The sequence below is a fragment of the Silvimonas amylolytica genome (assembly GCF_014645555.1).
Taxonomy (GTDB): domain Bacteria; phylum Pseudomonadota; class Gammaproteobacteria; order Burkholderiales; family Chitinibacteraceae; genus Silvimonas; species Silvimonas amylolytica.
The window spans coordinates 1,322,448-1,335,037 of record NZ_BMLY01000001.1 but is presented as its reverse complement, the minus strand read 5'-3'; the positions used below and the strand labels follow the sequence as shown (position 1 = coordinate 1,335,037).

14 protein-coding genes and 1 tRNA gene are annotated in these 12,590 nt (G+C 56.5%); 14 read left to right on the top strand and 1 reads right to left on the bottom strand.

The features are described 5' to 3' along the window. Window positions 1-85 precede the first annotated feature (85 nt). Window positions 86-1,126: a phosphate ABC transporter substrate-binding protein PstS gene (gene pstS / locus IEX44_RS05855; RefSeq protein WP_188690127.1), complete on the bottom strand. Its 1,041-nt coding sequence runs from the start codon at window positions 1,124-1,126 to the stop codon at window positions 86-88. Window positions 1,127-1,556: 430 nt separating this feature from the next. On the opposite strand from pstS, the gene tpiA reads away from it, so the two are divergent. The 14 genes from tpiA to nuoK all read left to right on the top strand — a co-directional run bounded on the left by tpiA (window position 1,557) and on the right by nuoK (window position 12,576). Next, entirely contained in the window at window positions 1,557-2,267 is a 711-nt protein-coding gene (gene tpiA, locus IEX44_RS05850) for a triose-phosphate isomerase (protein ID WP_188690123.1), read from the top strand. 95 nt (window positions 2,268-2,362) lie between these two features. After that, window positions 2,363-2,707, top strand: coding sequence for a preprotein translocase subunit SecG (gene secG, locus IEX44_RS05845; RefSeq protein WP_188690120.1), 345 nt, complete (start codon window positions 2,363-2,365; stop codon window positions 2,705-2,707). A gap of 33 nt (window positions 2,708-2,740) precedes the next feature. Further along, window positions 2,741-2,825 (top strand) — tRNA-Leu (locus IEX44_RS05840). A 191-nt stretch (window positions 2,826-3,016) separates the two neighbouring features. Then, window positions 3,017-3,385, top strand: coding sequence for an NADH-quinone oxidoreductase subunit A (locus IEX44_RS05835; protein WP_184102313.1), 369 nt, complete (start codon window positions 3,017-3,019; stop codon window positions 3,383-3,385). Window positions 3,386-3,389: 4 nt separating this feature from the next. Beyond that, complete coding sequence (locus IEX44_RS05830; RefSeq protein WP_184102312.1) at window positions 3,390-3,899, top strand: NuoB/complex I 20 kDa subunit family protein; 510 nt, start codon at window positions 3,390-3,392, stop codon at window positions 3,897-3,899. A gap of 8 nt (window positions 3,900-3,907) precedes the next feature. Then, a complete protein-coding gene (locus IEX44_RS05825) occupies window positions 3,908-4,507 on the top strand; it encodes an NADH-quinone oxidoreductase subunit C (protein ID WP_188690117.1) in 600 nt (199 codons plus the stop codon). Then, a complete protein-coding gene (locus IEX44_RS05820) occupies window positions 4,497-5,753 on the top strand; it encodes an NADH-quinone oxidoreductase subunit D (RefSeq protein ID WP_188690114.1) in 1,257 nt (418 codons plus the stop codon). Before IEX44_RS05825 ends, IEX44_RS05820 begins: the two co-directional genes overlap by 11 nt. Next, window positions 5,753-6,226, top strand: a complete 474-nt coding sequence (gene nuoE, locus IEX44_RS05815; RefSeq protein ID WP_188690109.1) for an NADH-quinone oxidoreductase subunit NuoE — start codon at window positions 5,753-5,755, stop codon at window positions 6,224-6,226. The genes IEX44_RS05820 and nuoE overlap by 1 nt, the downstream gene beginning before the upstream one ends. After that, window positions 6,227-7,516, top strand: a complete 1,290-nt coding sequence (gene nuoF / locus IEX44_RS05810) for an NADH-quinone oxidoreductase subunit NuoF (RefSeq protein WP_188690106.1) — start codon at window positions 6,227-6,229, stop codon at window positions 7,514-7,516. It begins immediately after the preceding gene. Between the two features lie 176 nt (window positions 7,517-7,692). After that, window positions 7,693-9,996 (top strand): NADH-quinone oxidoreductase subunit NuoG, encoded by a 2,304-nt coding sequence (gene nuoG, locus IEX44_RS05805; RefSeq protein ID WP_188690102.1) that lies wholly within the window; start codon window positions 7,693-7,695, stop codon window positions 9,994-9,996. A gap of 11 nt (window positions 9,997-10,007) precedes the next feature. Further along, window positions 10,008-11,081, top strand: coding sequence for an NADH-quinone oxidoreductase subunit NuoH (nuoH, locus tag IEX44_RS05800; RefSeq protein WP_373287770.1), 1,074 nt, complete (start codon window positions 10,008-10,010; stop codon window positions 11,079-11,081). A gap of 24 nt (window positions 11,082-11,105) precedes the next feature. Continuing rightward, window positions 11,106-11,585, top strand: a complete 480-nt coding sequence (gene nuoI, locus IEX44_RS05795) for an NADH-quinone oxidoreductase subunit NuoI (protein WP_229678794.1) — start codon at window positions 11,106-11,108, stop codon at window positions 11,583-11,585. A gap of 30 nt (window positions 11,586-11,615) precedes the next feature. After that, a complete protein-coding gene (locus IEX44_RS05790; RefSeq protein ID WP_188690093.1) occupies window positions 11,616-12,257 on the top strand; it encodes an NADH-quinone oxidoreductase subunit J in 642 nt (213 codons plus the stop codon). A 13-nt stretch (window positions 12,258-12,270) separates the two neighbouring features. Then, window positions 12,271-12,576, top strand: a complete 306-nt coding sequence (gene nuoK, locus IEX44_RS05785) for an NADH-quinone oxidoreductase subunit NuoK (RefSeq protein ID WP_229678771.1) — start codon at window positions 12,271-12,273, stop codon at window positions 12,574-12,576. Window positions 12,577-12,590 lie beyond the last annotated feature (14 nt).

The window sequence follows — 12,590 nt, the reverse complement described above, 5'->3', positions numbered from 1 at the left end:
TCGGGCTGCATTTTATCGTTCATGCGAGGGCCTGTTCACACTTGTTTGACCCGGCACCACAAGGTGCCGGGGCGACATCGCCGTCTTACTTCCAGACTGGCGCGTTGCTGTTGTCGGTGATCTGCTTCCAGGAAGCGCGGATCACGTCTTTCACATCGTTCGGCATCGGGACATAGTCCAGTTGCGAAGCGGTGCCATCGCCATTCGCGTAGCCCCAGTCGAAGAACTTCAGCACTTCCTTGCCTTGTTCCGGCTTGTCTTGCTTCTTTTGCATCAGTGCAAAAGTAGCGCCAGTGATCGGCCATGCGGTCTTGCCAGCCTGGTCGGTCAGAATCACGTAGAAGCCAGGTGCGCTCTTCCAGTCGGCGCCAGCAGCAGCAGCCTTAAAGGATTCTTCGGTCGGAGCAACAAAGGCGCCAGCCTTGTTCTGCATGTCGATGTAGTTCATTTTGTTCTGCTTGGCGTACGCGTATTCCACGTAACCAATCGCGCCCTTGATGCGCTGAACATACTGGGCTACACCTTCGTTACCCTTGCCGCCCACGCCATTCGGCCATTGCACGGTAGCGTCTTCACCCACCTTGCTCTTCCAGTCGGTGCTGACCTTGGACAGGTAGTTGGTGAAAATGAAGGTCGTGCCGGAACCGTCAGCACGGTGCACAACAGTAATGGCAGCGTCCGGCAGCTTGGCGGACGGGTTCAGCTTGGCGATCGCCGGGTCATTCCACTTCTTGATCTTGCCCAGGAAGATGTCTGCCAGCACGGTGCCGGTCAGCTTCAGTTCGCCGCCCTTCACGCCAACCAGGTTGGCAACCGGAACAACACCACCCATGGCAACCGGAAATTGCACCAGACCGGACTTGTCCAGCTCTTCTTGCTTGAGCGGCTTGTCGGAGGCACCAAAGTCAACCGTCTTGGCCTGGATTTGCTTGATACCGCCGCCCGAACCGATGGATTGGTAGTTCAGACCCACGCCGGTCTTGGTCTTGTAGGCTTCAGCCCACTTGGCAGCCAGCGGGTAAATAAAGGTAGAACCAGCGCCGGTAATGTCGGCAGCCATGGCTTGAGCAGTAAACAGGCCAGCGGTGAGGCCCAGCGATACGAGCACTTTGCGCCCATACGTCATGATGTTTTTCTCCGGTTGAGCAATGCCGGGTACATTCCCGACTCGGCCGCATCCTAGACGGGAAGTGTTTCCGAAATATTACAAGTCGGTGTCATAAAAGGATGGTGGCCGTCTAATGATTGCTATGTGATTGTTTATATTTAACTAATATCGATTCCTGACTATCCGTGCTTCGTCGCCTCGGCACAGATTTGTGACAACGCCTTCCTCAAGAACCGGTATGGGCGGTCATCTTTACTGATGAATGTGACAGTTATATGCAGATGCGATGACAAAGAAGCTTGCGGCAAGCGGGGCGTGCAGCCCGATGCGGCCAGAAGTGTTGCAAAATGCCTGTTAACAAAGCGTTTCCAGGGTAGTGCCGGTTTGACGCACCAGCGCGGCGCGGCCTACAATCGCGTTCTTTTGCAAACCACATTGGTCGGGTGCAATGGCAAGGCAACTTGTTGTTGGTAACTGGAAAATGCACGGCAGCGTGGGGCAGGTCCGCTCCGTGGTGCCAGAACTGGCACGCGCGGAACTAGGTTCCAATGTATCTATCTGCATGCCGTATCCGTATCTGTCACTGGCCAAGTCGCTATTGGTAGATACGCCGGTACAACTGGGCGCGCAGGATTTATGCGAGTACCACATTGGTGCGTACACCGGTGAGGTCTCAGCCGCGATGCTGGCGGACGTGGGGTGTGAGCTGGTGATCATTGGTCACTCAGAGCGTCGTCGTTACTTTGGCGAGACCAGCGAAACCGCTGCGCGCAAAGTACGTGCAGCGCTGGATGCCGGTTTGCTGCCGATCTACTGTGTTGGCGAAAGCCAGGAGCAGCGTGATCAAGGTGTGGCCCGCGACGTGATCGCAGACGAATTGAAAGTATTGTCCGGCGTGCCGACAAGTTTGTATGCAGTTGCGTACGAACCGATGTGGGCGGTTGGAACAGGGGTGACCGCCGCGCCGGAGCAAATCTCCGAGATGCATGCGTTCATCAAGCAGACGCTGAGTCAGCACACCTGTGTGCTATATGGCGGAAGCGTAAAGGGAAACAACGCCGCGCACATCCTGGCAGTTGATGGTGTGGACGGTGTTCTGGTTGGGGGTGCGGCGCTTTCGGTGACCGAATTTTTGCGGATTTGCCGCGCTGCACATTAATGCGAACGTAATCTTTGAGCAGGGTCAAGACCCCTGTCGCGGATTGCAAAAATACCACTTCGGCGCTATGATTCGCGCCGCGTTGATGAGAAAAGATGGAACTTCTTAAAAGCCTCGTTTTGATTGTGAATGTGTTGTCGGCACTGGTGACAATCGTTCTCGTTCTGATGCAGCACGGCAAAGGCGCCGACATGGGTGCAGCCTTTGGCAGTGGTTCTGCCGGTAGCCTGTTTGGCTCTTCCGGTTCGGCCAACTTCCTGAGCCGCAGCACTGCGGTGTGCGCAACCGTCTTTTTCGCAAGCTGTCTTGGTCTTGTTTTGCTGACTACGCCGGGTCGTTCTTCCGATCTGGGCGTGATGAGTGATATCAAGGCTGTTGCTTCGGCGCCTGCGGCTGCGGCTGCGGCCTCTGCGCCCGCCCAGAGCAAGATTCCTGAATAACACCGCCCAGTGATTGTTCAGGTGTGGTTGAAGGCCGACATGGTGGAATTGGTAGACACGCTATCTTGAGGGGGTAGTGGCTGCGGCCGTGAGAGTTCGAGTCTCTCTGTCGGCACCATAGATTCGGAAAAACGCCGGGGCAGCAATCCCGGCGTTTTCCATAAAGAAAATCAGTGCTTGTTTGCGTTGATCAAGTAAAAGGACTTGTTGCAGGAACGAATAAGTCCGTATGCAGTATCAGTAGAATAATAGTCGCAACCGGTTCTTTTCCTTATTTGCCCTTTGTAATTGATCTTGACGGGGATCGACATGCTACAGAATTACTTCCCCATATTGCTCTTCATCATCGTTGGTACGGCGATTGGTGGTGGGTTGATGGCCTTGGGTGGGGTGTTTAGCCGACTGCTTGGAACCTACAAGCCGGACCCACAGAAACTCTCTCCTTATGAATGTGGTTTTGAGGCGTTTGAAGACGCACGCATGCAGTTCGATGTGCGCTACTACCTCGTGGCCATCCTCTTTATTCTGTTCGATCTGGAAGTTGCCTTCCTCGTTCCCTGGGCGCTGGTTCTCAAGGAAATTGGCTCTTTCGGTTTCTTTTCCATGTTGATCTTCCTGGCCATTCTCGTTGTCGGCTTCGCCTACGAATGGATGAAGGGCGCGCTGGAGTGGGAGTAACACTATGACTGCAGCAGCATCGCAAAGTCTTGAAAAGGGTTTTGTCACAACGTCCGTTGACGCTGTGATGAATTGGGCGCGTACCGGCTCTCTGTGGCCGATGACGTTTGGTCTGGCCTGTTGTGCGGTCGAGATGATGCATGCCGGTGCGGCACGCTATGACCTCGACCGTTTCGGCATTGTGTTCCGTCCATCTCCGCGCCAGTCTGATCTGATGATTGTTGCCGGCACGTTGTGCAACAAGATGGCGCCGGCTCTGCGCAAGGTGTACGACCAGATGCCAGAACCGCGCTGGGTGCTCTCTATGGGTTCCTGTGCCAACGGTGGTGGTTATTACCACTATTCTTACTCGGTGGTGCGCGGCTGTGACCGGATTGTCCCGGTTGATATCTATGTCCCGGGTTGCCCACCGACGGCCGAAGCGTTGGTCTATGGTCTGATCCAGATGCAGAACAAGATCAAGCGTACCAACACCATTGCCCGGGCTCGCCAGCTCGAGCAGGTGAACGGTTGAGGTGAGTCGTGGCAAAAACACTGAACCAACTGATTGATGACATCAAGCGTGTGCTGGGTGATGAGCGCATCAGCAAAATCTCCCTTGCGCTCGATGAAGTGACCCTGGAAGTCCCGGCCGCCAGGCTGATTGAAGCGGCCACGCTGCTGCGTGATCACGCTGATCTGCGCTTTGAAGCCTGTGTGGACGTATGCGGTGTGGATTACAGCGCATATGGTGATGGCCAATGGTCCGGCCTGCGCTTTGCTTCCGTCGCGCACCTCTTGTCTTACACCCACAATGTCCGTCTGCGCCTGCGTAGTTTCTGTGCGGACGACGATTTTCCGGTGATCGATTCCCTGATCGATATCTGGCCTGCTGTGAACTGGTTTGAACGCGAGTCGTTCGACCTGTACGGCATTATCTATCAAGGCCATCCGGACCTGCGCCGCATCCTGACTGACTATGGTTTTGTCGGTCACCCGTTCCGCAAAGACTTCCCGCTGTCGGGCTACGTCGAAATGCGTTACGACCCGGAACAATCCCGCGTGATCTACCAACCGGTCACCATTGAACCGCGCGAAACCGTACCGCGCATCATTCGCGAGGAGAACTACGGTGGCGTCTGAAATCCGTAATTACACCCTGAACTTCGGCCCGCAACACCCGGCTGCGCACGGCGTGCTGCGTCTGGTGCTGGAGCTTGATGGTGAAGTGGTTGAACGTGCTGATCCGCATATCGGCCTCTTGCATCGCGGCACCGAAAAGCTGGCTGAGTACAAAACTTTCCTGCAAGCCCTGCCATACATGGACCGTCTCGACTATGTGTCGATGATGTCCAACGAGCACGCTTATTGCATGGCCATTGAGAAGATGCTGGGTCTGGAAGTGCCCCTGCGTGCGCAATACATCCGTGTGATGTTTGATGAAATCACCCGGATTCTGAACCACCTGATGTGGATCGGCGCGCACGGCCTGGATTGCGGCGCGATGACCATCTTCTTGTATGCCTTCCGCGAACGTGAAGATCTGATGGATTGCTACGAGGCTGTATCTGGCGCCCGTATGCACGCTGCTTACTACCGTCCGGGTGGCGTTTACCGCGATCTGCCGGAAGAGATGCCGAAGTACCAGGCATCCAAGGTGCGCAATGCCGCGGCCATCAAGCGTCTGAACGAAAACCGCGAAGGTTCGATGCTCGACTTCATCGAAGACTTCACCAACCGTTTCCCGACCTATGTCGATGAATACGAAACCCTGCTGACGGATAACCGTATCTGGAAGCAACGTACCGTCGGTATTGGTGTGGTTTCGCCAGAGCGCGCCATGGCGCTGGGTCTGACGGGCGCCATGCTGCGTGGTTCGGGTATCGAGTGGGATTTGCGCAAGAAGCAGCCCTACGAAGTCTACGACAAGCTGGATTTTGATATTCCGGTGGGCAAGAACGGTGACTGCTATGACCGTTATCTGGTTCGTGTTGAAGAAATGCGCCAGTCCAACCGCATTATCAAGCAGTGCGTTGCCTGGTTGCGTGCCAATCAAGGTCCGGTCATTACTGACAACTTCAAGGTGGCGCCGCCGTCCCGTGTTGGCATGAAGAGCAACATGGAAGAGCTGATCCACCACTTCAAGCTGTTTACTGAAGGCATGCACGTGCCGGCAGGCGAAGCCTATGCCGCCGTGGAACACCCGAAGGGTGAATTCGGTATCTACATGGTCTCGGATGGCGCCAACAAGCCGTACCGCATGAAGATCCGTGCTCCGGGTTACGTGCATTTGTCCGCGCTCGACGAAATGTCGCGCGGCCACATGCTGTCCGACGTCGTGGCCATTATTGGCACGCAAGATATCGTATTTGGTGAGGTGGATCGCTGATGTTGTCCCCGGAATCCCTCGCGCAGATCGACCGTGAACTGACCAAGTATCCGGCCGACAGAAAGCGCTCGGCGCTCATGTCCGCGCTGCGTATCGCCCAGATTGAAAAGGGCTGGTTGTCCAACGAAACCATTGAGTTCATCGCCCACTATCTGGAGCAACCTCCGGTCGCGGCGTATGAAATGGCCACGTTCTACAACATGTTCCAGCTCAAGCCGATCGGCAAGCACAAGATCACTGTGTGCACCAATCTGCCCTGTGCTTTGTCGGGTGGTGCCGACGCTGGCAAATACCTGCAACAAAAGTTGGGTATTGGTTACGGCGAAACCACCACTGACGGCAAATTCACGCTGATGGAAGGGGAGTGCATGGGGGCCTGCGGTTACGCCCCGGTGATGCTCCACAACAACCACAGCATGTGCAAGCACATGACGCCTGAAGCAATCGACAAGAAACTGGCGGAGCTCGAATAAATGGCAACTTTCGTCAAAGGCGTCGTGTTTGAGGACGTCGATTTCGAGAATCCCGATAGCTGGCGTCTCGAAGAATATGTAAAACGCGGTGGCTATGCGGCCCTGCAAAAGATCGTAAACGAGAAGATGACGCAAGATGCCGTCATCGCCGAAATGAAAACCTCGGCCCTGCGTGGCCGTGGTGGCGCAGGCTTCCCGACCGGTCTGAAGTGGTCCTTCATGCCGCGCAGCTTTCCGGGTCAAAAATACCTGGTCTGTAATACTGATGAGGGCGAACCGGGTACCTTCAAGGACCTGGACATCATCAAGTACAACCCGCACGCGCTGATCGAAGGCATGATCATCGGCGGGTTCACCATGGGCGCCACGGTCGGTTACAACTACATCCACGGCGAGGTGTTTGAAGCCTACCTGCGCTTTGAAGAAGCGCTGGAAGAAGCCCGCAAGGCGGGTTTCCTCGGCAACAACATCCTGGGTGGCGGTTTCGACTTTGAACTGCACGCACACCACGGTTACGGCGCTTACATCTGCGGCGAAGAAACCGCGTTGCTGGAATCGCTGGAAGGCAAAAAAGGCCAGCCGCGTTTCAAGCCGCCGTTCCCGGCCAGTTTTGGTCTGTATGGCAAGCCGACCACCATCAACAACACCGAGACCTACGCCTCGGTACCGTACATCGTGCGTAACGGCGGCCAGAAGTTCCTGGAACTGGGCAAGCCGAACAATGGTGGCACCAAGCTGTTCTCCATTTCCGGTCACGTGAACCGTCCTGGCAACTATGAAGTGCCGCTGGGTATGCCGTTCTCTGAACTGCTGGAACTGGCTGGCGGCATGCGTAACGGCAAGAAGCTCAAGGCTGTGATCCCGGGTGGTTCTTCCGCACCGGTACTGCCGGCCGAGATCATGATGAACACCACGATGGACTTCGACGCGATCTCCAAAGCGGGTTCGATGCTGGGTTCTGGCGCGGTGATCGTCATGGACGAAGACACCTGCATGGTCAAGGCGCTGGAACGTCTGTCGTATTTCTACTTTGAAGAGTCATGCGGTCAATGTACGCCGTGCCGTGAAGGTACTGGCTGGCTGTATCGCGTGATTCACCGCATCGAACACGGTCAGGGCCGTCCGGAAGACCTGGATCTGCTGCTGTCCGTAGGTGGCAACATCGCCGGCCGCACCATTTGTGCGCTGGGCGACGCCGCTGTGATGCCGGTGCAGGGCATGCTCAAGCACTTCCGCAGCGAGTTCGAATACCACATCGAGAACAAGCGCTGTATTGCTCCGGGTTACTGAGCCCGAGACGTTGGACGGTAGTCAGGCGAAGGCGCCAAAGTAGTTCGTTTTCGCCCGAAGCACAGCAACCGGAATGGACTTGATGTCCATGAGGATTGCGAGCATCGGACGGGAACGAAATACGCAGGCGAGTTCGATTGACCAAGACTTTTTAAGAATAAACTGGATCGCTCGATATGCTGGAAGTTGAAATCGACGGTAACAAACTGACAGTTCCCGGTGGTAGCACCGTGATGGACGCGGCCAATTCGGTCGGCGTTTACATCCCGCACTTCTGCTACCACAAGAAACTGTCTATTGCGGCCAACTGCCGGATGTGCCTTGTTCAGGTTGAGAAAGCGCCCAAGCCGCTGCCCGCCTGTGCGACGCCTGTCACCGACGGTATGAAGGTCTGGACGCACTCCGACTCCGCCGTGAAGGCACAGCAGGGCGTCATGGAATTCCTGCTGATCAATCACCCGCTGGATTGCCCGATTTGTGACCAGGGCGGTGAGTGTCAGCTGCAGGATCTGGCCGTGGGTTATGGTCAATCCGGTTCGCGCTATGAAGAAGAAAAGCGCTCAGTGACCAACAAGAACCTGGGCCCGCTGATCTCGACCGACATGACTCGCTGTATTCACTGCAGCCGTTGCGTGCGCTTCACTGAAGAAATCGCCGGCTTCCAGGAACTGGGCATGCCGGGCCGCGGTGAACATACCGAGGTCATGACCTTCATTGGCAAGACCGTCAATTCAGAAATCTCCGGCAACGTGATCGATCTGTGCCCGGTGGGCGCGTTGACTTCCAAGCCGTTCCGCTTCTCTGCCCGTACGTGGGAGTTGTCCCGTCGCAAGTCGGTAGGCGCGCACGACGGCCTGGGTTCCAACCTGATCGTTCAGGTCAAGGACCACAAGGTCAAGCGTGTTCTGCCGCTGGAAAACGAAGGTATCAACGAATGCTGGTTGTCTGACCGTGATCGCTTCTCTTACGAAGCGCTGGGCAGCAACGAGCGTTTGCAAAAGCCGCTGATCAAGCAAGGCGGCGCATGGCAGGAAGTGGATTGGACCGTCGCGCTGGAATACGTCGCTAATGGCCTGAAGTCCGTGATCGAAGAACACGGTGCCGACAGCGTGGCTGCTCTGGCTTCGCCGTCCTCAACACTGGAAGAACTGTTCCTGCTGAAAAAACTGACGGGTGCACTGGGCGTGAAGAACACCGCCGCTAACCTGCGTCAGCAAGATGCCGCTTTTGCCACCGCCGGTGTGCAATGGCTGGGTCAAAGCATTGTGGAACTGGCCGACAACGACGCCATCCTGGTGGTGGGCTCCACGCTGCGCAAAGAGCAGCCGCTGCTGGCACAACGTCTGCGCCAGTCGGTCAAGCACGGCATGAAGCTGTCGGTGGTGAACCCGCATAACGACGACATGCTGACCAACCTGCATGGCAGCGTAACCACTCGCCCGGATCAACTGGTCGAAGGCGCGCTGGAAGTGCTGGTGTCGGTAGCAGAGCAGAAGGGCGTTGCCGTTCCAGCGCACATCGATGCTTCCGGTATTACCGTTTCTGAACAAGCCAAACTGATCGCAACCACCCTGGTGGCCAGCGAGAAAGTGGGCGTGCTGCTGGGTAGTCTGGCTACTGAAGGCGTTCGCGCTGCAGAACTGCACGCGGTGGTCGCTGCGATCGCCGAACTGGCTGGTGGCAAGCTGGGTATCCTGAATGGCGGTGCGAATAGCGTCGGCGCTCAGTTGATCGGCTTTAACACCATGGCAGACGCGTTTGCCCAACCGAAGAAAGCCTACGTGGTGCTGGGTGCCGAAGTTGACTTCGATACCGCAAGCGCACCGAAGGCTGTAGCTGCTGTCGAGCAAGCCGAGATGGTGGTTGTGCTCTCGCCGTTCCAGTCCTGCGCTTACGACTACGCCGACGTCATTCTGCCGGTGTCCCCGTTCTCCGAGACTTCCGGCACGTTTATCAACCTGGAAAGCCGCCCGCAAAGCTTCAACGGTGTGGTGCGTCCGCTGGGTGAAACCCGTCCGGCATGGAAGGTGTTCCGTGTTCTGGGCAACCTCCTGGGTCTGCAAGGTTTCGAGTTTGCCTCGTCCGAAGAAGTACGTGATGAAGCACTGTCCGCCGGTATCGAAGGCAAGCTCAACAACGCGCCGGCCAAGGCCGTCAACGTGAAGTCCGTGGCTGTATCCGGTCTGACTCGTCTGGCCGAGGTGCCGCTGTACCAGATTGATGCGCTGACCCGTCGTGCACCAGGCCTGCAAGCCACTGTCGATGCTCAAGCTGCCGCAACCCTGCGCGCCAACGCTGCCACCATTGCCCAACTGGGTCTGGTTGCGGGCGAGAAGGCCAAGGTTGTACAGGGTGGCGAAGCTGAACTCGTTGTGGCTCAGGATGATGCGCTGCTGAACGATGTTGTGCGTATCGCCGCGGCCCATCCGCTGACCCGTCATCTTGATGCCGCAGCAGCGCTGCAAGTCGTCAAAGCATAAGGGCGATAACAATAATGGAACTGTTGACACATTTGTTTGCATCGCTGCTCGGTCAGGAGTGGGGCTATAACGTCGCATTCGTGATCTGGACGCTGCTCAAGATCGTGGCCATTGCCGTGCCATTGATCCTGAGCGTGGCCTACATGACCTACGCCGAGCGCAAGGTGATCGGCTACATGCAGATCCGCGTGGGCCCGAACCGCGTCGGTCCGCTGGGTTTGCTGCAGCCGTTTGCTGACGTGCTCAAGCTCTTGTTGAAAGAAATCATTGCTCCGTCCGCAGCCAGCAAAGGTTTGTTCTTTGTGGCGCCAATTCTGGTGCTGATGCCGGCGCTGGCCGCCTGGGCCGTGATCCCGTTTTTCCCGGGTCTGGTACTGGCTGACGTGAACATTGGTCTGTTGTACGTCATGGCCATTACTTCGCTGGGCGTCTACGGCGTGATCATTGCCGGTTGGGCGTCCAACTCCAAGTATGCGTTTCTGGGTGCCATGCGCGCCGCCGCGCAGATGGTGTCGTACGAACTGGCGATGGGCTTTGCGCTGATCGGCGTGATGATGGTGTCGGGTAGCCTGAACGTGACCGACATTGTGAACCAGCAAGGGCACGGCGTTGCCGGTGGTTCCATCTTGTCGTGGAACTGGTTGCCGCTGCTGCCGTTGTTCGTCATCTACTTCATTTCGGGTCTGGCTGAAACCAACCGTGCCCCGTTTGACGTGACCGAGGGCGAATCGGAAATCGTGGCCGGTCACATGATCGAATACTCGGGCATGAGTTTCGCGCTGTTCTTCCTGGCCGAATACATGAACATGATTCTGATCTCGGCCATGGCCACGGTCATGTTCCTGGGTGGCTGGTTGTCGCCGTTCCCGTCGAGCGTACCGTTCCTGGGCGCCCCGAGCTTCATCTGGTGGTTCCTCAAGTGTGCGCTGATGCTGTTCTTCTTCCTGTGGGCCCGGGCTACTTTCCCGCGCTACCGCTATGACCAGTTGATGCGTCTGGGCTGGAAAGTGTTCATCCCGGTTACGCTGGTGTGGATTGTCGTTGTCGGCGCGTGGATGCAAACACCGCTGTCGCTGTGGAAGTAAGGCGAGGATACAGACATGGATAGAATTTCCAATTTTTTCAAGACCTTCCTGCTCGTTGAGCTGGTCAAGGGTCTGATGCTCACCGGGCGTTATTTCTTCCAGCGCAAGATCACGGTGCAGTTTCCGGAAGAAAAAACCCCGATCAGCCCGCGGTTCCGTGGTCTGCATGCCCAGCGTCGTTATGCCAACGGTGAAGAGCGTTGCATTGCCTGCAAACTGTGTGAAGCAGTTTGCCCGGCGATGGCCATTACCATTGAGTCTGACCAGCGCGACGACGGCACCCGCCGTACCACGCGTTACGACATTGACCTGACCAAGTGCATCTTCTGCGGTTTCTGCGAAGAAGCCTGTCCGGTTGACGCCATTGTGGAAACCCACATTCTGGAATATCACGGCGAGAAGCGTGGCGATCTGTACTACACCAAGCCGATGCTGCTGGCCGTAGGTGACAAGTACGAGACCCAGATTGCGGCCAACAAGGCGGCTGACGCCCGTTACCGCTAAGCGGATCGAGACAAGGGATAGAACAACGTCATGACTTCTGTCGTTATTTTCTACATTTTCGCGGCCGTCCTGCTGCTTGCCAGTCTGGCAACCATCACGGCCAAGAATCCGGTACACGCTGCGTTGTACCTCATGCTCTCGTTCTTCAGTGGCGCCATGCTGTGGATGCTGATGAAGGCCGAATTCCTCGCTGTGTCGTTGGTGCTGGTGTACGTCGGCGCCGTCATGGTGCTGTTCCTCTTCGTGGTGATGATGCTGGATATCAACTTCGAAGAGTTGCGCAAGGGCTTCTGGAAGCACGTACCGCTGGCGGTCATTGTCGCTGCGATCATGGTGGTCGAAATGATCATGATTCTGACGCACAAGGCTGCTGATCTGCCAGGTGCTCACATGCCAGAGCCGGCAGCGGGTTATAACAATGCCCGCGTGTTGGGTAATCTGATTTATACCCAGTATTTCCTGCCGTTCCAGTTGGCGGCAGCGCTGCTGCTGGTCGGCATGATCACGGCAATTGCGCTGACGCTGCGTAAACGCAAGAACACCAAGTACCAGAATCCGGCTCAGCAGATTGCAGTCAAGCGTGATGATCGCGTGCGTATCGTCAAGATGAATGCTGAAGCACGCCCGGCAGCAGGCGAAGCCGCTGCTGACGAACAACAACCGAACGCTTGATGGAGAGCCCAACGTGCTGACTCTGACTCATTACCTTGTGCTCTCGGCGATCCTGTTTGCGGTCTCCGTGTTCGGTATCTTCGTGAACCGCAAGAACCTGATCGTGCTGCTGATGGCCATCGAATTGATGCTGTTGGCGGTAAACATGAACTTTGTCGCGTTTTCCCAGTTCCTGGGTGACGCCTCAGGTCAGGTTTTCGTGTTCTTCATTCTCACGGTGGCGGCTGCTGAATCGGCAATCGGCCTCGCGATTCTGGTCGTGCTGTTCCGTAATCTGCGCTCGATCAATGTTGAAGACCTTGGCAGCCTGAAGGGCTAACGAACAAGCGAACC